Source organism: Halobacillus aidingensis (assembly GCF_900104185.1).
Classification (GTDB): Bacteria; Bacillota; Bacilli; order Bacillales; family Halobacillaceae; genus Halobacillus; species Halobacillus aidingensis.
On the sequence record NZ_FNIZ01000001.1, the window covers coordinates 165,635 to 191,720 of the forward strand.

General features: G+C 44.4%; 21 protein-coding genes. 9 read left to right on the forward strand and 12 right to left on the reverse strand.

Annotated features, from left to right (window positions below):
* Positions 1 to 78 precede the first annotated feature (78 nt).
* From BLS23_RS00745 to glgB, 7 genes are all read right to left on the reverse strand, one after another.
* A complete protein-coding gene (locus tag BLS23_RS00745) occupies positions 79 to 453 on the reverse strand; it encodes a PH domain-containing protein (RefSeq protein ID WP_089650604.1) in 375 nt (124 codons plus the stop codon).
* 11 nt (positions 454 to 464) lie between these two features.
* Positions 465 to 2,384: a glycoside hydrolase family 13 protein gene (locus BLS23_RS00750; RefSeq protein ID WP_089650605.1), complete on the reverse strand. Its 1,920-nt coding sequence runs from the start codon at positions 2,382 to 2,384 to the stop codon at positions 465 to 467.
* A gap of 24 nt (positions 2,385 to 2,408) precedes the next feature.
* Positions 2,409 to 4,847, reverse strand: coding sequence for a glycogen/starch/alpha-glucan phosphorylase (locus BLS23_RS00755; protein WP_089650788.1), 2,439 nt, complete (start codon positions 4,845 to 4,847; stop codon positions 2,409 to 2,411).
* 29 nt (positions 4,848 to 4,876) lie between these two features.
* Positions 4,877 to 6,307, reverse strand: coding sequence for a glycogen synthase GlgA (gene glgA, locus BLS23_RS00760; RefSeq protein WP_089650606.1), 1,431 nt, complete (start codon positions 6,305 to 6,307; stop codon positions 4,877 to 4,879).
* 118 nt (positions 6,308 to 6,425) lie between these two features.
* Positions 6,426 to 7,532: a glucose-1-phosphate adenylyltransferase subunit GlgD gene (glgD, locus tag BLS23_RS00765; protein WP_089650607.1), complete on the reverse strand. Its 1,107-nt coding sequence runs from the start codon at positions 7,530 to 7,532 to the stop codon at positions 6,426 to 6,428.
* 12 nt (positions 7,533 to 7,544) lie between these two features.
* The gene (locus BLS23_RS00770) at positions 7,545 to 8,705 is read right to left on the reverse strand and encodes a glucose-1-phosphate adenylyltransferase (protein ID WP_089650608.1); all 1,161 of its coding nucleotides are present in this window, start codon (positions 8,703 to 8,705) and stop codon (positions 7,545 to 7,547) included.
* Entirely contained in the window at positions 8,695 to 10,614 is a 1,920-nt protein-coding gene (glgB, locus tag BLS23_RS00775) for a 1,4-alpha-glucan branching protein GlgB (protein ID WP_089650609.1), read from the reverse strand. The genes BLS23_RS00770 and glgB overlap by 11 nt, the downstream gene beginning before the upstream one ends.
* A 699-nt stretch (positions 10,615 to 11,313) precedes the next feature.
* Here glgB and BLS23_RS00780 point away from each other — a divergent pair.
* The 5 genes from BLS23_RS00780 to BLS23_RS00795 all read left to right on the forward strand — a co-directional run bounded on the left by BLS23_RS00780 (position 11,314) and on the right by BLS23_RS00795 (position 13,371).
* Complete coding sequence (locus BLS23_RS00780) at positions 11,314 to 11,727, forward strand: DUF948 domain-containing protein (RefSeq protein WP_089650610.1); 414 nt, start codon at positions 11,314 to 11,316, stop codon at positions 11,725 to 11,727.
* Positions 11,728 to 11,745: 18 nt separating this feature from the next.
* Positions 11,746 to 12,195: a DUF948 domain-containing protein gene (locus tag BLS23_RS00785; RefSeq protein ID WP_089650611.1), complete on the forward strand. Its 450-nt coding sequence runs from the start codon at positions 11,746 to 11,748 to the stop codon at positions 12,193 to 12,195.
* Entirely contained in the window at positions 12,192 to 12,416 is a 225-nt protein-coding gene (locus BLS23_RS21950; protein ID WP_244157015.1) for a hypothetical protein, read from the forward strand. Before BLS23_RS00785 ends, BLS23_RS21950 begins: the two co-directional genes overlap by 4 nt.
* Positions 12,416 to 12,931 (forward strand): hypothetical protein, encoded by a 516-nt coding sequence (locus BLS23_RS00790; protein ID WP_244157016.1) that lies wholly within the window; start codon positions 12,416 to 12,418, stop codon positions 12,929 to 12,931. The genes BLS23_RS21950 and BLS23_RS00790 overlap by 1 nt, the downstream gene beginning before the upstream one ends.
* 80 nt (positions 12,932 to 13,011) lie before the next feature.
* Positions 13,012 to 13,371 (forward strand): DUF488 domain-containing protein, encoded by a 360-nt coding sequence (locus tag BLS23_RS00795; RefSeq protein ID WP_089650612.1) that lies wholly within the window; start codon positions 13,012 to 13,014, stop codon positions 13,369 to 13,371.
* Between the two features lie 106 nt (positions 13,372 to 13,477).
* Here the strand turns inward: BLS23_RS00795 and BLS23_RS00800 are convergent, their stop codons facing one another.
* The 3 genes from BLS23_RS00800 to BLS23_RS00805 form a co-directional block, all read right to left on the reverse strand.
* Complete coding sequence (locus BLS23_RS00800; RefSeq protein WP_167355965.1) at positions 13,478 to 14,761, reverse strand: globin-coupled sensor protein; 1,284 nt, start codon at positions 14,759 to 14,761, stop codon at positions 13,478 to 13,480.
* Positions 14,762 to 15,447: 686 nt separating this feature from the next.
* Positions 15,448 to 15,615, reverse strand: a complete 168-nt coding sequence (locus tag BLS23_RS21595; RefSeq protein WP_167355966.1) for a hypothetical protein — start codon at positions 15,613 to 15,615, stop codon at positions 15,448 to 15,450.
* 61 nt (positions 15,616 to 15,676) lie between these two features.
* Positions 15,677 to 17,104 (reverse strand): NAD(P)H-binding protein, encoded by a 1,428-nt coding sequence (locus BLS23_RS00805; RefSeq protein ID WP_279615109.1) that lies wholly within the window; start codon positions 17,102 to 17,104, stop codon positions 15,677 to 15,679.
* Positions 17,105 to 17,483: 379 nt separating this feature from the next.
* On the opposite strand from BLS23_RS00805, the gene BLS23_RS00810 reads away from it, so the two are divergent.
* The 3 genes from BLS23_RS00810 (at position 17,484) to BLS23_RS00820 (ending at position 22,389) form a co-directional block, all read left to right on the forward strand.
* Positions 17,484 to 18,698 (forward strand): dicarboxylate/amino acid:cation symporter, encoded by a 1,215-nt coding sequence (locus BLS23_RS00810; RefSeq protein WP_089650615.1) that lies wholly within the window; start codon positions 17,484 to 17,486, stop codon positions 18,696 to 18,698.
* 736 nt (positions 18,699 to 19,434) lie between these two features.
* A complete protein-coding gene (locus BLS23_RS00815) occupies positions 19,435 to 20,829 on the forward strand; it encodes a sodium/glutamate symporter (protein ID WP_089650616.1) in 1,395 nt (464 codons plus the stop codon).
* 162 nt (positions 20,830 to 20,991) lie between these two features.
* Entirely contained in the window at positions 20,992 to 22,389 is a 1,398-nt protein-coding gene (locus tag BLS23_RS00820; RefSeq protein WP_089650617.1) for an MDR family MFS transporter, read from the forward strand.
* Between the two features lie 55 nt (positions 22,390 to 22,444).
* On the opposite strand, the gene BLS23_RS00825 is transcribed toward BLS23_RS00820, so the two are convergent.
* Positions 22,445 to 22,795: a YidH family protein gene (locus tag BLS23_RS00825; RefSeq protein WP_089650618.1), complete on the reverse strand. Its 351-nt coding sequence runs from the start codon at positions 22,793 to 22,795 to the stop codon at positions 22,445 to 22,447.
* Positions 22,796 to 22,995: 200 nt separating this feature from the next.
* Here BLS23_RS00825 and BLS23_RS00830 point away from each other — a divergent pair, with 200 nt between their 5' ends.
* The gene (locus BLS23_RS00830) at positions 22,996 to 24,615 is read left to right on the forward strand and encodes a CoA-disulfide reductase (protein WP_089650619.1); all 1,620 of its coding nucleotides are present in this window, start codon (positions 22,996 to 22,998) and stop codon (positions 24,613 to 24,615) included.
* A gap of 65 nt (positions 24,616 to 24,680) precedes the next feature.
* Here BLS23_RS00830 and BLS23_RS00835 read toward each other — a convergent pair whose 3' ends face one another.
* Positions 24,681 to 25,985, reverse strand: a complete 1,305-nt coding sequence (locus tag BLS23_RS00835; protein WP_089650620.1) for a PucR family transcriptional regulator — start codon at positions 25,983 to 25,985, stop codon at positions 24,681 to 24,683.
* Positions 25,986 to 26,086 lie beyond the last annotated feature (101 nt).

Consider the following 26,086-nt stretch of genomic DNA (forward strand, 5'->3'; position numbering starts at 1 on the left):
TAGTTGAACAAAAGCATAAAAAACAGGCCTGGATTCTTACTTCCAGGCCTATTTTCAGAATTGTTTCACGTGAAACATTTATAATACGTAGGTGGCGAGGGTTTGTTGTACTTCTTCAATCGGACTGTCTTTTTTGAAGAGTTTCCCAATCGGTTCATTCGTTCCGGAGATCCAGATTTTCAATTCAGAATCGAGGTCAAAGCTGCCTGCTGTCTCGACACTGAAGTGAGTGATGCTCTTATAAGGAATGGAGTGATACTCGACCTTCTTCCCTGTCATACCTTGCTTATCGATAAGCAGCAAGCGGCGGTCGGTGAAAATGAAAGAATCTCTCAGAACTTTATACCCGCTTTGGATGTTTTCTCCTTCAATAAGGATGCCTTCAAGCTCTCTTTCAATCTTATCAACATCCACCTGACTGGCATTCCCCATCAGTCCATCTAAGAATCCCATCGGTATCCCTCCTATTTCATTAATCGCAATAACATGGCTTCACAAGGTTCGAGTTCAATCGTTAACACATTGTTTTTTGAACTAAAAATTCGTTTCTTGTTTTCTAGGTGCTGCCACTTTCCTTTTTGAATCGGCAAGTTGATCTCTATTTTCTTTCTTGTATTGCGGTTGAATAAATACAGCATTCGTTCATCGCTTGTTTTTTCATTGAAATGATCAACGCCGTTTTCTGTCCAGCGTTCGAAACCGATGACATCTTTGTCGAGGGTGAAAGATTTCCAATGACCAGTCCGGAGAGCTGTATGTTCTTTCCTCCACTGTCCAATTTGCTTATACCAATCCAGCAACTCTTTATTCTCTCGTCCCCAAGGGTATGGTTTGCGATTATCAGGGTCAGCCCCACCTGTCACGCCGGCTTCATCTCCATAGTACAAGGAAGGCACGCCTGGAAAAGCATAGAGCCATAGACTGAGAGATTTGATTTGCTTGATGATGAGCTTCTCTGCTTCCTCTTGACTAAAATCATCTGGAAGATAGTCTTCCAACATCGTTTGGATTCTCTCTACATCGTGACTGGAAAGCATGTTCATGACGGCATAGAAATACTCTTTCGGATAATGTTCACTTAACGTCATAAGTCGGCGATGAACGGTATATGCATCCATTTCACCTTTCATAAAGTCAAGCATTAATCGGCGCATAGGGTAGTTCATCACGGAATCCAGGACACCACCCAAGAAGTAGTCCCGCCGTTTTCCATATGCCGTTTTGTTAGACGCATCCTCCCAAACTTCCCCAAGGAGGACACTCGATTCATCCTTCTTCTTCAACTGACGATAAATTTGACTGATCAAGTCATCAGTCAGTTCATCAGCCACGTCCAGGCGCCAGTTTTTCATCCCTGATTGCTGCCAGGTCTTGATGACACTCTCTTCATCATGGACGAGGAAGTCCTGATAGTCTTCATTTTCTTTATTCAATGTTGGAAGCGTCCCGACACCCCACCAGGCATCATATTCATCCGGATAATGGTGGAAGGTGTACCAGCTGTAGTACGGGGAGTTTTTAGACTGATACGCGCCGAGAGAATCATATTTTCCTTCTCGATTAAAATAAATGCTGTTGCTTCCGGTATGACTGAAGACTCCATCCAGCATGATTTCAATCCCTCTCTCAGCCGCTTCCTTGATCAATGTTTCCAAGTCCTCTTTCGTACCGAGGAGAGGGTCGATTTTGTGGTAATCGCCTGTATCATATCGGTGGTTGCTCTCCGCTTCAAAAATAGGATTCAAATATATAACGGATACCCCTAAACCTTCAATGTAATCGAGCTTTTCAGTGATTCCTTTAAGGTTCCCGCCGAAGAAGTCCCAACGAATGACTTCTCCTCGTTCATTCCGAATGTACACCGGATCATTTTCCCAATGGGCATGGATCAGACTCGTCTCGGGCGCATTATCCCTTTCGAGCTCTCCTGCCGTATAAAAACGGTCCGGGAAGATTTGATACATTGTTGCGTTTTTCCACCAATCCGGGGTTTTATAAGAAGGGTCGTACACCGTGATCTGCCACGAAGGAGGTATATGATCGTACACCTTTCCCTCCCCGCTTTCATAGCTTTTTTCCCGTCCATAAAAAAGGGTTTGGTCCTCTAAGATGATTTCGAAAAAATACCAGATGAGCTGCGGCCTTTCAGGCATCCGGATTGTAGCTTCATAAGACACTTGCTGATGTTCCTGACTGCAGAGGTCCATCTCCTTCGTTTTCTCATCATCTGTGCGGTCTAAGATGTAGTGAAGGATGACGTGGGAAACCCTGTACCGGTCACTGATGTCAATTTTGAGCGTAACAGGAGAACCCTTCGGTGCTGCACCGAAAGGCTCTCGATAAGATTCTTCAAAACTATTGTGATACATATCCTTTTGTCTCACACATCCGTCCCCCTAAATAGTACCTCACTTCAACGTCTTCACACGTTGAATGTCCCATATATCGCGGGCATATTCCTGAATGGTCCGGTCGCTTGAGAAAACCCCGGATTGAGAAATATTGACAAGACTCTTCAAGTTCCATTGACGTTTGCGTTGATAATCCTGACTCACCTTTTTCTGAGCTAATACGTAGCTCGCAAAATCTTTAAGCACGAAATATTCATCATTATAGGTCAGAAGGGCATCATAAATCTCCTGAAAGTCGGTCTCCCCCTTGGAGAAAGGGCTGTAATGAATGAGTTCATCCATGATATGACGGACACGCTCATCATTTTCATAAACGGTTCGGGAAGAATAGGATCCGTTTCGGTAATAGTCCCACACTTCATCAGACGTTAAACCGAAAATGTAGATATTATCATCTCCGACAAGATCATGGATTTCCACATTCGCCCCGTCCATGGTTCCAAGGGTCAGCGCTCCATTCATCATGAACTTCATGTTGCCTGTTCCTGAGGCTTCTTTTGTAACCATCGAAATTTGTTCACTGACATTGCTCGCAGGAATGATCTTCTCTGCGATGGAAACCGAGTAGTTCGGCAGGAAAACCACTTTTATATAATCCTTCACATCAGGGTCATTATTGACCACAGATGCGATGCGGTTGATGAGTTGAATCACTTTTTTTGCAAAGTGATAGCTTGGCGCTGCTTTTGCTCCGAAGAAAAAGGTTCTCGGAACGATATCGAGCGTCGGGTCTGACTTCAATTCATTATATAAATGCATAATATGAAGGGCATTAAGCAGTTGGCGTTTATACCCATGCAGTCGCTTAATATGGACATCAAAGATGGAATTCGGGTCGACCGTAATGCCTTGCGTATGTTTAACCCACTTGGCGAAATTCACTTTATTCTCCTGCTTGATTTCATGAAGCTGGTCAAGAAAAGCCAGATCATCTTTATGGTCAAGCAAGCGGGTCAATTGTTTCGGCTCTTTCATCCACTCCCCACCAATGGCCTCGGTAATGACAGAGGTCAATGGGCTGTTGGCATGCATCAACCAGCGCCGGTGGGTAATGCCGTTCGTTTTATTGTTAAAGCGCTCAGGAAATGTGTTATAAAAACGTTTCATTTCACGTTCCTTCAGGATATCCGTGTGGAGCTTAGCCACTCCATTGATGCTGTGACTGCCCACAATACTCAAATGGGCCATTTTCACCTGTCCATCTGCCACGATGGCTAAATCCGCGATTCGGTCGAATTCACCAGGATAGGTTTTCCATAAACCCTGACAAAAACGTTCATTGATTTCATCGATAATCATGAAAATCCGTGGAAGCAATGTCCGTACAAGGCCCACCGGCCACGACTCGAGAGCTTCGCTTAATGTTGTGTGGTTCGTATAAGAAACAGAGGACTGTGTAATTTCCCAGGCTTCCTCCCAGCCGATCCCTTTTTCATCCATAAGAATCCTCATCAGCTCAGGAATGACAAGCGCCGGATGGGTGTCGTTAATGTGAAGCGCTACCTTGTCAGGGAACGAGGACCATGGAAGTCCCAGCCTTTCAAACGAACGCACAACCGATTGCACTCCAGAGGACACTAAGAAGTATTCCTGCTTCAAACGAAGGCTTTTACCTTCCTCTGTAGAGTCATCGGGGTAAAGGAAATCCGAGATGGATTCAAGGGATCGTTTATGATCTAAAAAGTGACCGAAAACCCCTTCTCTTTCGGCTTTCGTCATCGTATCCTCCACCGTAGGTTCAGCGGACCAGAGCCTTAACGTGTTCACCGTATCGTTGTGGTAGCCGACAACGGGTACATCGTAAGGGACGGCCTGAATTGGTTCATAGTTTTCATATTTGAAATGGAGTTTTCCATCTTTATCTCTTGTCGATGATACATTCCCACCGAAACGGACTTCGATTGCATCTTCCGGGCGGCGGACTTCCCAAATGAATTCTTTTGAAAGCCAATAATCCGGGAATTCCACCTGTTTTCCATCAATGATATGCTGATCGAACATTCCATATCGGTACCGCAGGCCATAGCCATGTCCAGCTAATTCTAAAGAAGCAAGGGAATCGAGAAAACAAGCAGCTAATCGTCCTAATCCGCCATTACCAAGACCAGCATCACTTTCCTTCTTTTCAAGTTCCGATAAAGAAAGCCCGAGATCCGCTAATCCTTCTTCAACGAGCGAGAGTACGTCCAAGTTCAATAAATTATTGCCAAGCAGACGTCCCATTAAAAATTCCATGGAAAAGTAATACACCTGCTTTGTTTTATTCGTTTTGTACTCCCGGTTTGTCTTCAACCAATCTTTATTGATCTTCTCTCGGATCAACGCCCCAAGAGACCGGTACGTATCGAACTCAGAAGCTGTGTCTATGGTCTTACCAAACTTACTTTCCAACTGCGCTTTGAACTCTGACTTGAATTCTTCTTTGTCACTGAACATCACCATGAAGGTTCCTCCTATCACCCCTGCTAACGGAACATGGATTGATAAAGATCCATATATTGATCAGCAGAGTTTTTCCATGTGAACTTACTCTTGCAAATGTTCTTCACAAGATTCTGCCAAGCAGCAGGTTCCTGATAGAATTCGAGTGCTCTGCGAATGGTGTACAGCATGTCATGGGCGTTGTAGTTGGTAAACGTAAATCCGTTCCCTTCTCCTGTCTCTTCATTATATGGCTGAACGGTGTCCGCAAGTCCTCCCGTTTCCCTTACAATGGGAGCAGCCAAATATCGTAAAGCGATTAACTGGCCGATGCCGCATGGTTCAAAACGGGATGGCATGAGAAATAGATCGCTCGCCGCATAAATCTGTCTGGAAAAAGGTTCTGAAAACCGGATATTCGTAGACATCTTCTCTGGGTGTCGGTTCTGGGCCCACTGGAGCATCTGTTCATATTGGTATTCACCTGTACCAAGCAACACGATCTGGACGTCATCTTCATGTAACAACTCATCGATGACCCGCCCGATCAAATCGAATCCTTTTTGCTCCACCAGCCTGGAAACGATGCCAATCATCGGAACATCTTTTCTGACCGGCAAACCAAGCTCCGCCTGCAGCCACATTTTGTTTTGGGCTTTCTTGATCAAAGAACTGCGATAAGGAAACGCCAGGGCATCGTCTTTCATAGGGTTATAGTTTTGATCGTCGATGCCGTTGACGATCCCGATCAATTCATCAGTACGCTTTCTTAACACTCCATCTAGGTTTTCCCCATAATAAGGCGTTTGAATCTCTTTTGCGTAAGTTTCACTGACCGTTGTAATGAAATCCGCGTAATTCAAGGCCCCTTTCATGAAATTGATGTCTCCGAAGAATTCAAACGCATCTTCACTCATCATGTTCTCATCAAAGTCCATCAAATCATGAAGCACAGATTGGGCAAATACGCCTTGATACTTCAAATTATGGATGGTAAAAACGGTTTTCATACCTTGAAGTTTCTCAACTTCCTTGTAATGGGTATGTAAGTAAACCGGAATCAACCCTGTCTGCCAGTCGTGGCAATGTAAAACATCAGGCGTCCAGTCCATTTCACAGACCCAATCCATGACGGCACGGTTGAAGAATACGAACCGTTCCGCTTCATCATCGTATCCGTAAAGATTTGAACGCTTGAAATAATACTCGTTATCTATGAAATAAACAGGAATACCTTCATATTTAATATATTCGATACCCGCATACTGGTTGCGCCAGCCCAGCTTTATGTTCAATTCATCCAGGTGCTCCAGCTGTTCCTTCCAGAGGTCATCCATATTTTCATATTTCGGAAGCACGACACGGACGTCCGCACCTTGCTTTTTCAAAGCATGAGGAAGAGAACCCAGAACATCGGCAAGACCACCCGTTTTTATAAAAGGGGTACACTCAGAACCAATCATCAATACATTCACGTTTGACCCACTCCTTTAATTATTTGTTGGAAACATGTTCAAAACATCACGAATAAGCTGATTACATGAAAAGGACTGTCAGAGTGATAAGATCCGGACAGTCCCTTCCATTGGGGTATTACATTGTTCTTCTTTTCGCGACGACATACGGCTTCTCTGGAGCACCGATCAATGTCTTCCCGTTTGAAATGTTGCAATCTTTATCTAGAATGACGTTTTCTAAAACGGCATTGCTATCAATTTCACAGCGTTGCATAATGATTGAATTTTTGATGACAGCTCCTTCAGCGACTTTCACACCGCGGAAGAGAATACTGTCCTCGACATGACCTTCAATGACACACCCATTTGCGACCATCGTATTGGAAACGTTGGATGTGACGGTATAGTTGGAAGGTGCTTCATTTTTAATTTTTGTGAACACGGGAGCATCGTCTTTGAACAATTCATCATGTTCTTCAGGATTCAAGAGCTTGGCGCTGTTACGATAGTAGCTTTCAACAGAGTTCACTAAAGCATGACCACCATGGTATTCATACGCATGGATATTGATTTCAGGCAATTGGGCTTTGATCCCGTCCAGGAAAAAGTGGGAGCAGCCATGAGCGATGCATTTTTCGATCAAATTGTATAAGAGGTCTTTCTCAATGATGTACATATCCATGTACACATTTTTATTGCTATGATCATTGTGGATCGCTGTCACCCGGTTGTTTTCATCAACATCAAGCTTGTGGGCTCTTTGATGCTCGGGGTAAAGTTCATCCACTTTTTTGTAGATAACCGTAACATCTGCACCAGAGCTCTTATGTTCTTGTAGAACATCTTGATAATTGATGTTGCAGATGTGCTGAGAACCTGAGACAACGATATAGTTGGCTAATGTCCGATTGATGAAATCGATATTGTTGTGGAAATGCTGCAAGTCCCCACGTGAAATGTCTGTTGGATCATTCCAGTCTGGAGGAAGGATGAACAGCCCGCCACGCTTGCGGTCCAAGTCCCATGCTTTGCCTTGCTCCAAATGGTCCATCAGGGAGCGGTACTTTCTGCGAGCGAATACCGCTACGGATTCAATCCGGGAATTCGTCATATTTGAAATGGCGAAGTCGATCATCCGGTAACGCCCCCCAAATGGTACGGCCGCGCCACAACGGAAATAGGTCAACTCATCCAACATGTCTTGTTCGTGATCTAAGTTTATGATTCCTGCTATACGATCCATAAAATCCTCCCTTTAACTATTGGTAGCATAACTTGTGGCAAGGACACTTCCCTCGTCTGCCACGAGTGTAATTTCACTGTCTGGTGATGGATCGCCGATGACCGCTCCATCTTCAATGACGCTGCCTTTTGAAATGATGGCACGGTGGATCTTCACATTTTTACCGATTTTCACATCAGGCATGATGACACTATCTTTGACAACCGAAGATTCATCCACGTGCACACCATAGAAAATGATCGATGTATCTACGCTTCCCTTGATGCGGCAGCCCTCATTAATCAAAGCATTTCTCACATGAGCGGTCGGCGCGATATATTGCGGCGGCTGGTTCGGGTTCTTCGAGTAAATGCGCCACTTCGAATCATTCAAGTCCAACTCAGGCTCCCTTTTCAGAAGGTCCATGTTGGCTTCCCAAAGGCTGTCAATCGTACCGACATCCTTCCAGTAACCTTCGAATGTGTAAGCCATCAATTTTTTATAATCGTAAAGAAGAGCTGGAATGATGTCCTTCCCGAAGTCATGGGAGGAATTTTCTTTTTCTGCATCTTCAATCAGGTACTGTTTCAAAACATCCCAACGGAAAATGTAGACACCCATGGACGCCAGGTTACTCTTCGGATTCGCAGGTTTTTCATCAAACTCGGTAATTCTTCCCTCTCCATCCGTGTTCATAATGCCAAAACGGCTGGCGTCATCCCACGGCACTTCGATAACTGAAATCGTTGCATCAGCGCCAGACCCTTTATGATAATCAAGCATGGCACCGTAATCCATTTTATAAATGTGGTCTCCAGACAGCACAAGAACGTGTTCAGGTTCGTATTGATTCAAAAACTTCAAGTTACGGTAAATGGCATTGGCTGTACCTGTGTACCAACCGCCGCCTTCTGCCTGCATGAATGGAGGCAGGACGGAAACACCGCCATATTTACGGTCAAGGTCCCATGTGTCCCCAATGCCGATATAGTCGTTCAAAATCAACGGTTCGTATTGGGTAAGAACACCGACTGTGTCGATGCCTGAATTCGTACAATTGCTCAATGGAAAGTCGATGATTCTATATTTTCCGCCAAAGTAAACGGCAGGTTTTGCAATTTGTTTGGTTAATGACTTCAGTCTGGTTCCTTGGCCGCCAGCCAGAAGCATTGCTACACATTCTTTATTTTTCATGATTTTCCTCCTTGGATACTGAAGTTCTTTTCAAGAAGCTCACACCGAGCGGGGGAATCGTCATGGTAATATGCTGATCCTGTCCTTGCCATGGGGAAGGTACGCTTTCTAAAGGCAGCCCGTTCGTCTGCCCAGAACCTCCGAAATGTTCCGCGTCGCTCGAGAAGATCTCTTTATATGAGCCATGTTTCGGTACTCCTACTCTGTAATCGTGGTAGACTTCTGGAGTGAAGTTGCAGACGACCACCAGTTGGTCATTCGATGTACGACTGTTGCGGACGAATGAGATGATGCTCTGCTCATAGTTGTTGGCATCGATCCACATGAAGCCTTCTTCCTTATGATCGAGTTCCCATAAGGCAGGCATATCTTGATACAATTGGTGCAATTGTTTCGTATAATCCAATATGGAGGCGTGGGAATCATAGTCCAATAGCTCCCAATCCAAATCCTCTAAATCTTTCCACTCATCGAACTGTCCGAATTCACCTCCCATGAACATGAGTTTCTTCCCAGGGTGGGCATACATATAGGCAAGAAAGGCGCGCAAGTTCGCGAACTTCTGCCAGTAATCACCCGGCATTTTATTTAGCAACGATTTCTTGCCATGAACGACCTCATCATGAGAAATCGGTAATACAAAATTCTCAGAAAAAGCATAGAACAAAGAGAAGGTAATCAAGTTATGATGATACTTCCGGTGAACTGGATCCATCTCCATATACTTGAGCATGTCGTTCATCCAGCCCATGTTCCATTTATAATTGAATCCGAGCCCGCCGATATAGGTCGGCGCACTGACGAGCGGCCATGAGGTGGACTCTTCGGCCATCATTAATACATCCGGTGTTTCCTCAAAAATAGCTTCGTTCATTTTTTTGATAAACGATACGGCTTCCAAGTTTTCACGGCCGCCGTACTCATTCAGCTCCCAATCGCCATCTTCCTTGCCGAAATCCAAATAAAGCATGCTCGCCACGGCATCGACCCGTAGACCATCGAGGTGGTATTCCTTCAGCCAGTAGATCGCGTTTGAAATCAGGAAGCTCTGAACTTCGTTTCTAGCAAAATCGAATGTGAGCGTGCCCCACTGTGTTTTTTCCGCCTTACTGGGATTAGCATATTCATAGAGAGCTTCACCATCGAACCGGCGTAACCCATGGGCATCCTTACAAAAATGCCCAGGAACCCAATCCAATATGACACCGATCCCATATTTATGACACTGGTCGACAAAATACTTGAAATCATCGGGCGTTCCATAACGGGAGGTGACAGAATAGTACCCAGTCGCCTGGTAGCCCCATGAACGATCAAAAGGGTGCTCAGTCAGTGGAAGGAGTTCGATATGGGTGTACCCTAGATCTTTGACGTAAGGAATGACCATATCGGCGTAGTCCCGGTAATTATAGAAGACCTCAGGTTCGATGTTTTTCCATGAACCTAAATGAAGCTCGTAGATGGACATCGGAGATTCATAGGGGTTCTTCGCTTTTCTCTGCTTCATCCATTCGTCATCCCCCCACGAGTAATTGTCTAATGGGTAGACGACAGAAGCCGTATCAGGTCGAAGCTCGCTGGATATTGCATATGGATCCGCTTTCAGCTGAAGATGTCCGTGAGCCGTTAATATCTCATACTTGTATATCGTGCCTTTTTCAAGACCCGGAATGAAGGCGATCCAAATTCCGTTATCATTGATTTTTTCCATCGGGTTCTCCCGGCCGTCCCAATCGTTGAACATCCCGACGACACTTACCTGAACCGCATGGGGAGCCCAAACGGTGAAACGGATACCTTTTTCTCCGTTTCTTGTATCCGGATGCGCTCCGAGCAGCCTGTGACTGTAACGGAGGTTTCCTTCATGGAATAAATAGATATCATGCTCTAAAGTTGTATCTTGGACCACACCATCACTCCTCTTTAAACTAGTAGATTTTTAGTTTCTGTTGATGAACATGCAAAAAATTTACGTGTTTTATTTTTGCCTATATTCATCATAAAATCAGTAAACCTCTTTTACAATTGCTATTAATAAAAATTTTCTGAAAAGTTTTGTCGAATCGTGACGAATTTTTATACATACTCATTATTCCTGCTTACTTTCATAACAACGTTTATAAGAAAGCGCTTGCATAAATATGTACTTCCCTCTTCCTTTTATGGAAAAACCTTACTCAGACAAAAAATTCCAAATTCAGGACTTTTATAGTGATAGATGAAGAGGGTTCGTCGTTTGGAAGAGTTGCTTTTTGATCTGGTTTAGATTCGTTTCAGTCAACAGCGAACGGACTGATCTGGCTAAGAAGAAGGAGTTACGAGGACCGGACCGATTCTAGGTTGGTTTTCCTTATATAAGTGAGAAGTTTCCCACGCCCATTGGCCCTACTAAAGGAAAGAAACGGCTCTTACTTAATTTGAGGAAAATGGACGATCTTTTGAATTTACATAAACTTCTAACGCGGAGAGTGTTTCATTGAAAAAGATTAGTGGTATAGCTTTACAAGAATTAATCGGGTCAGCTGGAGGCAGATGCTCCGGTGGCTTTTTTTCTCTATTGACAAAAAGCAGGTAGAGAAATCCTAAAACATAAAAGAGGTGAAGAGTCATGTCATTAGCGGGAATAAGTTTACTCATCATCGCAATTGCCTTTGCATTCATAGCCATCTTCGTTGTGAAAACACTGAAAGCTGCATCGAGTACAATGACGAGTGTTTCACAGACGTTAGAAAAGGTCGAAGGGCAGATGCAGGGTATCACAACAGAATCAGAGAGCTTACTTAAGAAAACGAATCACATCGCTTCAGATATTGAAACCAAGACAAAGACGCTTGATGGTCTGATGGATGCCCTTGACAATGTCGGTACCACGGTCGGACATGTCAATCAATCCATTCAAGGCGTTTCTGAAAGCGTCGCACACGCTTCTCATGAAAGAGATGAAAAAGTCACAAAAGCGCTCCGCTGGGGAGATGCAGCTATTGAACTTTATCTGAAATGGAAGAGAAAAAAAGTACAATAAAGAAGAGAGGTTTTTTAAATGGACTTTTTAGGAATCGGTGTTTTAATTATCGGAATCGCCTTTGCGATTGTCTCTATCTTCCTCATTAAAGCATTGAACAACTTGGCAGGTGTCCTTGGCGGTGTCAAAAAAACCGTAGATCAACTGCCAGAGCAACTGGATTCTGTCATGAAAGAAACGACAGGTGTCCTGCACCACAGTAACGACACATTAGCAGACGTCAATGAAAAGATTCGGGCTCTCAGTCCTCTTTTCTATATCGTCGGGGATATCGGTGAATCTTCAAGGAAGCTTACGTCCTCTCTTGTTGATATGACTTATTCACTGAAGCAAACAACCCATGAAGGCGAACAAAAAATCAACGAAGAAGGTTGGCGTGGTGTTTATGGAGCTCTTGCTTTAACGTATTACTTTTCACAAAAACGAAAAGCATTGAAAGCCGCTCAGTTGGAGACCACTTCATCATGAAGGCACTCGAATGGATCATCGGCATCATCGCCGGTTTCGTCAGTGGATTAGCTTTGAGGATATGGATCAAGGAACCGTCCGTTTCAAAAATGAAGTATGACCGCAAAAAAGAGGAATTTTATGATACGGGTAGAAATCAATACGAAGACATCCAGGCGACAAAAGAAAAAATGCGTATCGAAGCACAAAAAAATTTAACAACCGAAAGGGGAATTTCCTAATGGAAAACCAAAATGTAAATCAAAATGTAAATCAGCAACCACAAACACCTAAAAAAAGAGGCAACAAAAAACTGCCGATTGCTATTTTAACAGGAGCATTAGTCGGCGGGGCTTTCATTCTTATTAAAGATCCTAAAGAAAGAAAGCGTCTGAAAGAAGGCACTCGTTCAACGAAAGATGCGGTTTCCGGCTATGCTTCTGAGGTGAAAGAGGATCCATCCGCGAAAAAAGATGACCTTGTCACACGCGTCCGCAATGTCGTGAACATTGTAAGTGAAGCAGCCGCAACCGTTCAAGATGTATTTAACAACCAAGGGAAAGAAATTGCTGATAAAGCGAAAGATATTAAAGAAGAGTCTGAAGAAATTATAAACACTGCAAAAGATGCCGGAGAAGACTTGCAGGAAGTTGGAGATAAAGCCAAAGAAGCGAAGGACGAGCTTTCAGAAGATTCGGATGAGGAAAATGCAACGGTACCACAAGAAAAAGTCGTAGAGGTTAATCCTCAACGCTAATTCAATTTTGCATTAAAGAAGCCCCGCACACCAACGTGCAGGGCTTCTTATTTTTCACAACAAAGGAGGAAGAAACATACATGTCCATCGTTTTAAAACGTATTTACGATGATGAAAAACAAACAGGAGGATACCGGATCCTCATTGATCGTGTGTGGCCACGGGGTATTTCAAAAGAAAAGGCGCAACTGGATGAATGGGCTAAAGAACTCACGCCAACCTCTTCCCTCAGACAATGGTTTAATCATGACCCTGACAAATTCAATGAATTTGAATCCAAGTACAAAAAGGAACTGCACCAATCTGAGGAGGCAAAATCAAAGAAAAAAGAATTGCAAGAAATCGCTCAAAACCATCGGGTGGTTCTTTTGTATGGAGCAAAAAATGAAAAGCACAACCATGCCATCGTATTGAAGGATTGGCTTGAGAATCAGGATTGAGAACGGGGAGCGCTTACTTTTTCAGGCCTCCCCCTTCCCCTTCTTCTCGTATCCTGGTTCTACCCCCGTCTGACCGTGAAATGTATAGCTGGTTTGCTTTTCACATCTAATCTGTAAGCTCCGTCAACTGTTGAGAGGAAGCCGCCACCTTATAAACCGCCCCATTGATTTCCTCGATGACCTGAGCGAATTGTTCAAGCTCTGCTTCAATCCCTGCATTATACGCTTTGTTTTGGCCCATCGCAGATACGATTTCAGTGAAAAATTGATTGATTTGATCCATGCTGTCTGCACCTTCAGAAATCATGGTGTTGATGTTGCCGACATTACTAGAAACGTTATGGATCTGGCCACTTGTAGTGGAGATTAAATCTGACACCTCTGCTACTGAATTCTGCGTCTGCTCAGACAACTTCCGTACTTCATTTGCGACGACGGTAAAACCTGCGCCATGCTCACCAGCTCTTGCAGCTTCAATCGACGCATTCAATGAGAGTAAATTCGTTTGTTCTGCAATGGAAGAAACGATCGTTACGATTTTACTGATTTCTTCAGCGACATGCTTCAATTTTTCCATGTCCCCAGAGATTTCATTGATGTTTTCTTGAATCTGGTTCATTTGTTTTTGCTGAATTTCCAGGCGCTTCTTCCCATCCATCGACTGCTGCTCCACTTGTTGAGCGACTTTGGAACCTTTTTTGGAATCACCGACAATTTTATCTGTCTGTTCCGTCAATTGCTCTGTGGATGCACTCGCCTGTTGAGAGACAGCTGCTACCTCTTCAGACATTTGATCCACTCTACGATACGCCTCTTCCCTTTTCTCCACTTCAATCTGACGGAGCTCCTCTGCTTCTTCCTGGAACATCTCAAGAACGAGCTGCTGCTCAATATTTAGGATTTTAGTCGTTGCACGTGTTGCCTGACCATAATGCTCACTTGGAAGCTCCTGTTCATAAATGTCCATGAAAGATAATAATAGGTCCTGGAAAGCACACATGTACCATTTCGGTTCCAGCCCAATTTTTAAATGCACGGTCGCAATTCTTTTTCTTTTTTCAATAAAAGTGGTATCAATCGTCCCGTTGAACATTTCCTGAATATGAACCGTCAATGTCTGTTTTAAACGATCGATAGAACTATGATTATTGATGATCCGTTCTAAGGATGGTTCATTTTCCAAATTTTTATAAAATTGGGTCACGATTTGATCGATGTGATTACTGATCATTGGCTTTAATGATTGCAGGATCGCCAAATCCTGTTCACTAAGATGAACCATTTTAAACTGTGTATGTAGATCAGAATCTTTTGGTATGTTAATGACCCCAGTAAACCCTTCCCCAAGCGGCCTGACTTCCTCTTTTTTCTTTGTCATGAATAAACCCATGTTCATCCCCCTTAAGTTGACTCTCTCTTCTAGTAATATCGACTTAAATGATCGAACAGTTAAGTAAGATTCCACTTCTCCCCCAAACGCTCCCTATTGTGGAAGACTCAATTTCGGGATAACCGGGGTTCGTTGCTGAGTTGAGCATCAGGGGTGGCTGGGAAGCAACTCGCTTTCCTGTGGGGGAGCGCCGAGCTTCCTCGGACTACGTCCTGCGGGATCTCGCCTATCTCCTTCTCCCACGGGAGTCTCGCAGCTTCCCAACCACCCCATTCCATGCAGGAGAGAAACGAACCTCTTTACGATGAAAGGATATCTTCCACTATCCTAGCGTTATAAGCACACAGTGCTCTACAGCAAGCTTTAGCATCCAGAATAGCGTCCTATCCACCTGTGTGTGAAATCGGCTCAGTGCGGAGGTGGTTTCAAGGCATCGATATGGCAAAGGGGCGGAGGGGAATGGGGAGACTCCTGCGGGAAAAGAGTGCTAGGTGAGACCCCGCAGGACGGAGTCCGAGGAGGCTCATCGCGCTCCCGCGGAAAGCGACTCATTCCCCGCAGCCCCATCCACTCAAAAAACATCTCGAAACTGAGTCATCAACAATCCTCCCCTATAGTTGAACTACGTGAGTTTGTGAATGGAAAGAAAATCCCCCACACGGCATAATGCCGTGTGGGGGATTTGGTTACGCGTCAGCGTTGTATCCTAAACGCTCACGGTCTACGTACTCATTCGGAACTTCTCCGAAATGTGTACTGTGGTTTTTGAATTGAGCTTTCCGGCCATTCCGGTACTCGCCATGACTCTTTCTTTCCTTGAACTGGCGATCCGGCTTTTTTTCCTTGTTGCCCATCCTAATCACCTCGTGTAAAACATAATGTCTTACACGGTTATTATGTTTCAATTACCTGAAATTATTCATGAACTTGAAACGATGGTTCATGTGTTCCCCATTTCTCCAAATGCCTGCGGAATAAGGCCATGACGATCAAATGTGCCTTTGCCTGGGTGTATTTGTATAAGAACCATGGCAATGATGGCATATAGTCATGAATGGCTACAACCGCTTCATCTTTCCCCGGAATTTTCCTAAATTCAAGTCTTCCCCTGACGTTTTTCTCTTTGTTAGTCAACCGGCCCCCCGATATATAATATAAGGCACGGTCCTTCGTGCTTCTTTCGGCTGAATAGGTGAATTCCAGTAGGGGGATGTCATTAAAGATCACCCCAATATGACAACAGTGGGTTTCATCTACGGTTGTTTTCACCCATGGATTCAACACCTTTTCTAGCCACTTCACATAGTACTTCCCAATCCAGTCTGCAGAATGGCCCTGAGGGAGCGGGATACGCTGGACAGAGCGGACATCATCCTGCATGGCAGGTAGGTTAGGTCTGTTCAATTTTTCTCTGGGTTGCTTTTCTTCCTCTTTCAGAGCCCACTCGGCCGCTTCCTCGAAAGGAGTTTTCCCTTCACTGATTCCATCCACTTTATTTTGGGACTGGGCGACCATTGGATGAATAAGACTTTCAATGAGTGGGTACACCATTTCTTTTGGTGCTCCTGTCACGAGTCTTACCCATAGCTTAGACAAATCAATGGTCAAAAAAGGGACATTGACCATAATTGGTTTCCTGCCTATAACGCCTGCCACTTTCTTCATCATCTCGTCATATGTCATCACATCTGGCCCCCCAACGTCTATCGAACGTCCTTTTAAGCTCTCTTCGCCGATACTTTGATCGAGCGACCCGATGACGTCCGGTAAGGCGATTGGCTGCGTTTTCGTCTTCGTCCATTGTGGGAGAACCATAAAAGGAAGACGCTTGACTAACTTTTTCAATATCGGAAACGAAGACCCTCTTGGGCCGACGATAAGTCCTGCACGGATCGTTGTCACAGGCACTCCATATGCCCCTAGAATCTTTTCCACTTCAAGTCGACTCTTCAAATGACGGGAAAGTCCTGGTTGGTCTTCAGGGATGATGCCGCTCAAATAAACGATTTGCTTCACTCCTACTTTTTTTGCAGCCTGAGCGAAATTATCAGCAAGGATGACATCCATATCTTCAAAAGATCCCTGGGTCAACTTAGCCGAGGGCATCATCGAGTGCACAAGATATACAGCGATATCCGCTCCATCGAGGCCTTTTTCTGCATCAGCCATCGAGTATAAATCGCACGATCGCCAAGTCACTTGGTCACTGTCTTCCTTTTCGTCTCCATTCCGGGATAGAGCGATGATATCAGCACGGCTTCTCAGCTTTTCCATTAAGTTCTGTCCTATATATCCACTCGCCCCTGCAAGAGCAACGACATTTTTCTTCTCGACACACGTCACTTCCTTTACGCTTTTTAAGCCTAGTACCCTTACCCACTCCGCATGTAACCCCTATCCTTTGAGCAATACTTAACTATATGGCAGGATAGTAGAAGACTCGATTTCGAGATGTTTACAAGAGTTTTGGCTGCGTGAATGCGTCCCTTCCCACAAAGCCCTTCAACACCTCAAAAAATTTATCAAAACTGAGCCTTTCTACAATAGAGAATTTATATAGAAGATAAAGCATGGGATTTGAGGAAGGCTTTGATTAAGAGTATGTAAATGGTAAGCAACACCGTTGACATCCTTGACCACATGCCTTATCTTACTCTAGTAAACCTTAGTAAACCAATCAGTATTATTCTGTTTAAATATTAATAAAAAGGAGGGGTTCACCATGAGTAAGTTGTGGAGAATCTACACACAAACATCATTGATTAAAAAAATCACCGTAGCCCTGGTGCTCGGTGTATCCGTCGGTCTCCTGTTCGGAGAAGACGCTGCTGTTCTGGCCCCTTTTGGTGACCTATTGCTCCGTCTTCTGAAATTTATTATTGTACCGTTAATTCTATTTACCCTTATAGTTGGTATTAATCAGACGAACATCGGTTCATTAGGACGCATGGGAGGAAAGGTCTTCCTTTATTACCTTGGCACTTCCGCCCTTGCTATATTAGTGGGCGTGTCCGTCGCAACTTTGTTTAATCCGGGTACAGGGATGAGTCTTGGGAATGAAACCGTGGATGTTCCTGATAATCCTGGAGTCACCAGCGTGCTCTTAAACATCGTGCCTGAAAATATTCTTACAGCCTTAACGGAAATGAACTTGCTTGGAATCATCTTTACTGCGTTCGTCTTTGGTTTGGCGCTCTCTTACATGCGGTCGACCAACGCTTATCAAAGTCTGGGAGGGCATTTGTACAAAGTTATAAACGCTTTGAATGAAGCGACTTTAATCGTCATGAAGGGAATCCTTCAATATGTACCCATCGGCATATTTGCGATTATTGCTGAAGTTGTTGGTACACAAGGGGCGAACACGCTGTTGGAGTTAGGGAACTTCATCGTCGTCCTTTATGTAGGTTTACTTGTACAATTAGCTATTTATATCCTTTTCCTATTTATGAGCAAGCGAAAGCCGAATGCTTTCTTCAAAGAAGCACGCACTCCGATGTTAACAGCCTTTGTTACACAGAGCAGTTCAGGTACGCTGCCTGTTACACTAAATGCTGCGAATAACATGGGGTTGAATAAAAGTTTGTATGGCTTCAGCCTTCCTTTAGGAGCGACGATCAATATGGATGGTGCAGCTATTCGAATTGCGGTATCTGCTGTATTCGCAGCCAACATTATTGGTGATCCATTAAGCTTTGTCTCCATCCTTCAAATCGTCCTTGTTGGAACACTCGCTTCTGTCGGAACAGCTGGAGTCCCAGGTGCCGGAATCATTATGATTGCGACTGTGTTTTCACAAGTTGGACTGCCTATGGAAGCTGTCGCCCTCCTCGCCTCCGTTGACGTTCTAATCGGTATGGGAGCGACAGCCCTAAACGTAACCGGCGACCTCGTCGGAACTTCACTCATTAATAAAACCGAAAAGAATCAATCTTAAAAACCCGAAATCCTCCGTCCTAAACAGACGGGGGATTTTTCGCTATATGGCAGGATTCTTGAAGGCTCAGTTTCGAGATGTTTTTTGAGTGGATGGGGCTGCGGGGAATGACTCGCTTTCCGCGGGAGCGCGGTGAGCCTCCTCAGGCTGACGCCTTGCGGGGTCTCACCAAGCACTTTTTTCCCGCAGGAGTCTCGCCATTCCCCTCCGCCCCTTTAACATGGGAGTGTCTCGAAACCACTTCTCGGAAACTCTGCTGGTATGCTCAAGCGAAGTGGAGAACAACGTACTCTCCCCAGTGTCAATCCGAATGTTAAAGCATGATATAGAGCGCTTTATGCTTGCAAGCCAGGGATAGTGGAAGACAGTCCTTCTTGGTGAAGGAGTTCGTATCTCACCTGTATGTAATGGGGTGGTTGGGAATCTGCGTGACTTCCGTGGGAGAAAGGATATAGGTGAGATCCCTTAGTGCTTCAGCCCGCCCGAGGAAGCTCGCCACTCCTCCACAGGAAAGCGAGTAGCTTCCCAACCACCCCTTACGCTCAACCAGGCAAACGAATCCCGGTTATCTCTAAACTGAATCTTCCACAATAGGGAGTTTTAGTTGAAGAAGTTATAAATGGAAAAAAATTTTATAAAAAATGTAGTTTCAACAAAAGAAATACCAGGGAAAGTGAGTATATATTAAAACTACTCAAATGGGAAAACATAACCCCAGTAAGAAAGAGGTGACCATATGACTCCGAATGAAATAGGTTTCGCACTCCTTTATATCGGTGTCTTCCTTTTGATCGGTAAAATCATCCGCGTCAAGTGGACGTTATTACAAAATTTATTCTTACCCTCATCCATTATCGGTGGGTTTATTGCACTCTTCCTTGGTCCCCAAGTACTCGGAAAATTCATGCCGGAAGACAGCTTTTTCTCGAATGGTGTCATGACAGAATCCATTACAGAGGTTTGGTCTGCCCTTCCTGGACTCATGATCAATGTAGTATTTGCTTCGCTTTTTCTCGGAGCTGCCATTCCTAAGTTAAAAGATATTTGGCATTACGCTGGTCCACAGTTGGCGCTTGGATGGTCTGTTGGCTGGGGGCAGTATGTGGTCGGGATTACACTTGCTGTCCTCGTCTTAGTTCCTTTCTTTGACCTCCCTGCTATGTCAGGAGCTTTGATTGAGGTCGCTTTTGAAGGTGGTCATGGGACGGCTGCCGGTATGGCGAGCACTTTCGAAGAGCTTGGTTTTGCCGAAGCTTTCGATTTAGCCATCGGCCTTGCGACGATCGGTGTATTATCCGGTGTCATTTTTGGAATCATCCTCATCAACTGGGGTGTTCGTAATAAAAAGACAAAAGTGATTGAAGACGTGGAAGACTTTTCTAATTTGAGAAAGCGTGGAGTTATGGAGTATCAAAACCGTGAACCAGCGGGGAAAATGACCTTACGCCCGGAATCAATTGAACCCTTATCTTTCCATTTATCCATCGTATTTATAGCTATTTTACTTGGTTGGTTATTGTTGCAAGGATTGATTGGTCTTGAGTCTATTACCATAGGTTCCGATTTTATGAGCTATATTCCATTATTCCCGCTCGCGATGATCGGCGGAATCGCTCTTCAAATCTTTTTCAGCAAAAAGGACAAGTACAACCTTGTTGATCGAAGAATGATCAACAGAATTCAAGGACTTGCGCTTGATATCCTTATTCTGTCGGCGATCTCTACAGTATCATTGGATGTCATCGGTGAATACCTCGTTCCATTTGTCATTCTAGCGGCTGCAGGGATTGCATGGAACTTGTTCGGTTTCCTCGTGCTTGCTCCTAGAATGATTCCGCAGTACTGGTTTGAACGTGGAATTGGAGACTTTGGACAATCGATGGGTGTCACTGCAACAGGGTTACTATTGATGCGCGTCGTCGATCCTGATAACGAGTCCCCTGCTTTTGAGGCATTCGGATACAAACAGCTCTTTTATGAACCCTTCTTAGGCGGAGGCTTTGTGACGGCCTTATCCGTTCCGTTCATTGCTCAATTCGGGCCTTGGCCGACGTTGATCGTAGCGGTCGCCATGACAGCAATCGGTATCTTTTTCGGACTCTTTTACTTCGGAAAAAAGAAAACAGCCTAAGCAAAACAACGTCTGCCATGAGCAGGCGTTGTTTTTTCGGCGATATAATATTAGAGGCCTAATTTTTTAATAGGAATTATATGCAGGATACTGAACAAATTACATTTCTTATGGTATGATATTTCATTAGTTGCCTAAGTAATTTAGAAAGAAGGTTAAATCATGTCATCTCAAGAAATTAATCGTGTCCCTTTGATGATCGTGCTTATTTCAGGCGCCTTTGTAGCTATATTAAACCAGACCCTGTTAGCTACGGCCCTGCCTCACATTATGGCCGATTTGAATTTGGACGCGAATACAGCGCAATGGCTGCAGTCGATCTTTATGTTAGTGAACGGAATCATGATCCCTATTACAGCCTTTTTAATTGAACGTTTTTCTACGAGAGGACTCTTTATGACAGCTGTTGGATTGTTCGCTTTCGGTACACTTGTCTGCGGGATCGCCCCTAACTTTTCGGTTCTTTTAACAGGAAGAGTGTTACAGGCTTCTGGTGCCGGGATTATCCTTCCTTTAATGCAGACGATTATGTTCCTTGTTTTCCCTATTGAAAAAAGAGGATCAGCAATGGGCATGTTCGGTCTCGTCATTGCCTTTGCACCGGCCATCGGACCGACATTGTCCGGCTGGCTCGTCGAGCAGTTCCCATGGAGAAGCTTGTTCTTCGTTATTTTACCGATTGCAATTGCAGACTTGATCGTCGCTTACTTCATTTTGAAAAACGTAACAAAGCAAACGTTCCCGAAAGTCGATCCGATTTCCATCATCCTGTCCACGTTCGGTTTCGGCGGACTTTTATATGGATTCAGTGTTGCCGGCAGTGCCAGCTTTTTAAGTCAGGAGGTGCTCCTTTCTTTAGCTGTCGGAGCGGTCACGTTGACGCTTTTCATCACCCGACAGATGAAATTGGAAAAACCGATTTTGGAATTCCGTATCTTCAAATATAAAGTCTTCACCCTGACGACCGCCCTGGGGATGATTGTTTTTATTTCCATGATTGGTGGGGCGGTCATTTTACCAATTCTCATGCAGGACATGCTCGGATTCACGGCCTTCGAGTCAGGTTTGATGCTATTGCCGGGTGCATTGTTAATGGGCATCATGAACCCGATCACCGGTCGTCTTTTTGATAAATTCGGTGCGCGCTGGCTTGCCATCATCGGTCTCGGACTGCTCACGGTTTCTACATTCCTTTTTACGAACCTTGATCCGTCGACGACCTTTCTATACTTGGCTCTCGTCAACTGTGTCCGTATGTTCGGAATTGCTATGGTGATGATGCCTGTAACAACAGCAGGACTCAACCAGCTGCCACAGCATTTGATGCCACACGGGACAGCCATGAACAATACGATGCGCCAAGTATCAGGGGCCGTTGGTACGGCCATGCTCGTTTCTGTCATGACGAGCCAGACCATTCCTTCTGAAGGAGTGACAGGCCTGATTCATGGAGTAAACGTCTCCTTTATTGTTGCTGGGATCTTTGCCGTTGCCGGTTTCATCATGGCTTTCTTCATTAAAAAATCCCGTCCGGATGAAGGTGAATTCAGTAACGCTTAAAAAAATCCAACACAAGGAAAGCCTCGCTGAAAAGTCAGCGAGGCTTTTTCTAGTATTATACAAAAAATAAATACGTGGTCACCAATATAAACAGCAAAAAGGCCACAGAAGTCATGTAGACAATAATACGGTGGGAGGATACAAAGCGGTTCTCATTGATGTTCTTCCGCGTATGATAATAGTTCACAGTCGCACCAATAATCGTCATTACGCCAAGAAACAAGGAGGAAATACTGACGAGCATAGCCAGACTGTTCGCCAACTCCCCTGCCGTCGGAAGGGCTGAAATATGGACCGTTGTAGCTAAAAACCCGATCCCGACAAGGGCAATACTCGTTCGGATCCAAGCTAAATAGGTGCGTTCATTGGCTAAGTGCTGCTGAATGAGCTTCATTTCATCTACCATCGGATCACCATCTCCTTTTCCACTATCTTTATCTTACAACGTCAGAAGCCCCTCATGCACGAATCCTCTTTTTCATTGGAAAAAGATTGTCACAAAATATACACGAGGGGGTATATTGTATTTTAGGGGAACACAGAGTAAACTATAGATAAGACTTAATGTGAAGAGTTTCACATTAAGGAAAGAAGGGGAGGATTACGATGTCTAAAAAAATTATCATTGTGGGCGGTGTGGCCGGTGGTGCAACTGCTGCAGCCAGACTAAGACGCCTGAGTGAAGAAAATGAAATCATCATGATTGAAAAAGGACCTTACATTTCTTTCGCAAACTGCGGTTTACCCTATTATATAGGAGAAATGATTACCGACCGAGACCGGCTCCTTGTCCAAACCGTCGAAGGCATGTCAAAAAAATTCAATCTGGATATCCGTAACCTTAGTGAAGCCATAAAGATCGACCGCGAGAAACAAACGCTCTCCATTCGCAAAGTGGATACAGGGGAAATGTATGAGGAAACGTACGATACACTCATTTTATCTCCTGGGGCAAAGCCTCTTGTTCCACCATTCAAAGGATTACAAGAAGCAGAAAATCTGTTTACTCTACGTACAGTCCCTGACACGGATAAAATTAAAGCGTGGGTGGACGAAAAAGCACCTGAACATGCCGTCATTATTGGTGGAGGGTTCATCGGTTTGGAAATGGCTGAAAACCTTGTCCACCGCGGGGTACAGGTGACGATTGTTGAACTTGGCAACCAGGTGATGGCCCCTCTTGATTACGAAATGGCAAGCATAGTAAATAAAGAGCTGAAAAAACATGGAGTGAACTTAATTTTCAATGACGGTGTCCAGGCATTTGAAGACCAGGGAAACAAAATCCTTTTACAGAGCGGCCGTTTCATTGATAGCGATTTAACAATCTTGTCCATCGGTGTCCAACCTGAAAACGACCTTGCTAAAAAAGCGAATCTCGAGATCGGATCCCGTGGAGGCATCCTCGTAAATGAACAACTTCAAACGAAGGATGAGAACATTTATGCGATCGGAGATGCGATAGAAGTCAAAGATTATATCCAGCAAACCCCTGCGATGATCCCACTTGCCTGGCCTGCCAACCGACAAGGGCGTTTGGTTGCCGACCACATCCATGGTCAACCCGTATCCTATTCAGGTACTTTGGGAACATCTGTAGCAAAAATTTTCGACCTTACCGTTGCGACTACCGGAAATAACGAAAAACTTTTGAAAGCTCTTCAAAAAGATTATGAAGCCATTCACATTCATCCGGCGTCAAACGCGTCCTATTATCCTGGCGGAAGTCCGATATCCTTAAAGTTGCTGTTCGATCCGAACACAGGAAGAATACTAGGGGCCCAAGGTGTCGGCATTAAAGGAGTAGAGAAAAGAATCGATGTGATCGCGACAGCCATAAAAGGGGACTTAAAGGTAACCGATCTGGCAGATTTGGAATTAGCCTATGCCCCTCCGTATTCATCAGCTAAAGACCCTGTCAACATGGCGGGTTACGTGGCTTCCAATGTGATGGATGGTGAAGTATCTGTTTTTCACTACCATGAAATAGCGGACCTCCTTGCAAAAGGGGAAATCATTGTAGATGTCAGAGAACCGAAAGAGAGAGAAAACGGAGCTATTGAAGGGTCCATCAACATTCCTTTAGGAGAACTACGGGACCGATTGAATGAACTGCCTAAAGATCGTCCTGTATATGTACACTGCCAGGTAGGTTTAAGAGGGTATCTAGCAACCACAATTCTCACACACAACGGTTATCAAGCCAAGAATTTGAGCGGTGGTTAAAAAACTTACGAATGCGCCGTCCAGGCATAAGGAAAAGGAGGGGACATGATGGATGCCCCCTCCTTTTATTTTTGCAACGCTGCTTTGTATCGTTCATAATAGCTATCTACATTATTTAGTAACAACAACTCGGTATATAAATAAGCTTTCATATTGAAATCAGAGAAATCGATGTTCGTCAGCTCCTGGATTTGCTTGACCCTGTAATTCAGCGTATTGGGGTGGATGAACAGTTCACTCGCCGTCTGCTTTCCTTTTCCGTTGTTGGCAAGATAAGCTTCCAATGTGAAGAGGAGATCCGTCTGCTTCGTCGTGTCATTTTTGATCAACGTCAGCAAATCTTCACTGTAGTAATCCTCCGAACTGTTTTTTTCGTACAACGCCGCTAAGTATCGGTACAGGCCAAGTTTTGGAAACTCGCGTGGCATCGTTTCAGGACGCGGGCCGATGAAGTTCGCCGTTTCGATGACTTCCAACGCTTCGAGGAAGCTTTTTCGCATGTAATAAATCTTCGTGTATTCCTTCCCGACACCAATGAGGAAATGATAAAAATCTTCCTCCCCTGTTTCCACTTTGACGACATCAATGAGGTCACGGGCAATATCCCTTGATGAAAAGCGGTCGAATCCTCTTCCTTCAATGAACAGAATCAACTGAAATTCGGTCTTCAAGTAATACAGGTGGCGGTTCGTCCGGAAGCGGTTTACGGTGTTTTCCAAATCATCCAGCATCGACTTGTATTGAGGAGCAGTGACTGAAAAAACGACAATTGAAAAACGATCCGGGATCTTAAGTTGAGCGAGAGAGGCATCATGACGAAACTGGCTTTCGCTGGCGTATTCATGATGAAGCAGCTGCCAGAGAAGCTCCTCTTTCCGCCCTTCTTTGGCGTTCTCTTTCATGAATTGGTCATAGATCAACTTCCCGAGATGTCCGGTGATTTCCTCTAAAAAATCCATTTCCTCTTCGTTCAAAGATTGCTCCGATTCTTGAACCCACACGTAACCCAGCGTATGTCCAAGATGTTTGGCGGCAATGACGACCCGCTGTTGAAATCCAAGATCCTCCATGGGATGGACGCGGATAGGGTCCGATTGTTTTTCCAGACGAGTGACAATGCCTTCCTTCTTTAAACGATCAATAATGAAGATCGGACACTTTTTCGAAAGGATCGTTTTCTGCTGTGTCTGATCGAAATCATCAAACGTTGAACTATAAGCAATCAATTCGAAATTCTTATTTTCAATAATGACAGGCTTCTTCAACTTTGAACTGATCAGCTCTGTCGCTTTATGAATATCTTCTGCCTGAAGGATCAATTCTTTGACTTCCATAGGAATCCTGACCTTTCCGAGTAGGTTGAATGTCATGTATCGTTACCCTCCATTATATCGGTTGTGGATGGAAAGAAAAAGAAATATATAACCAAGGCTTTATTTATCGTGAAACAATGGTTCCCTAACAGGTATCC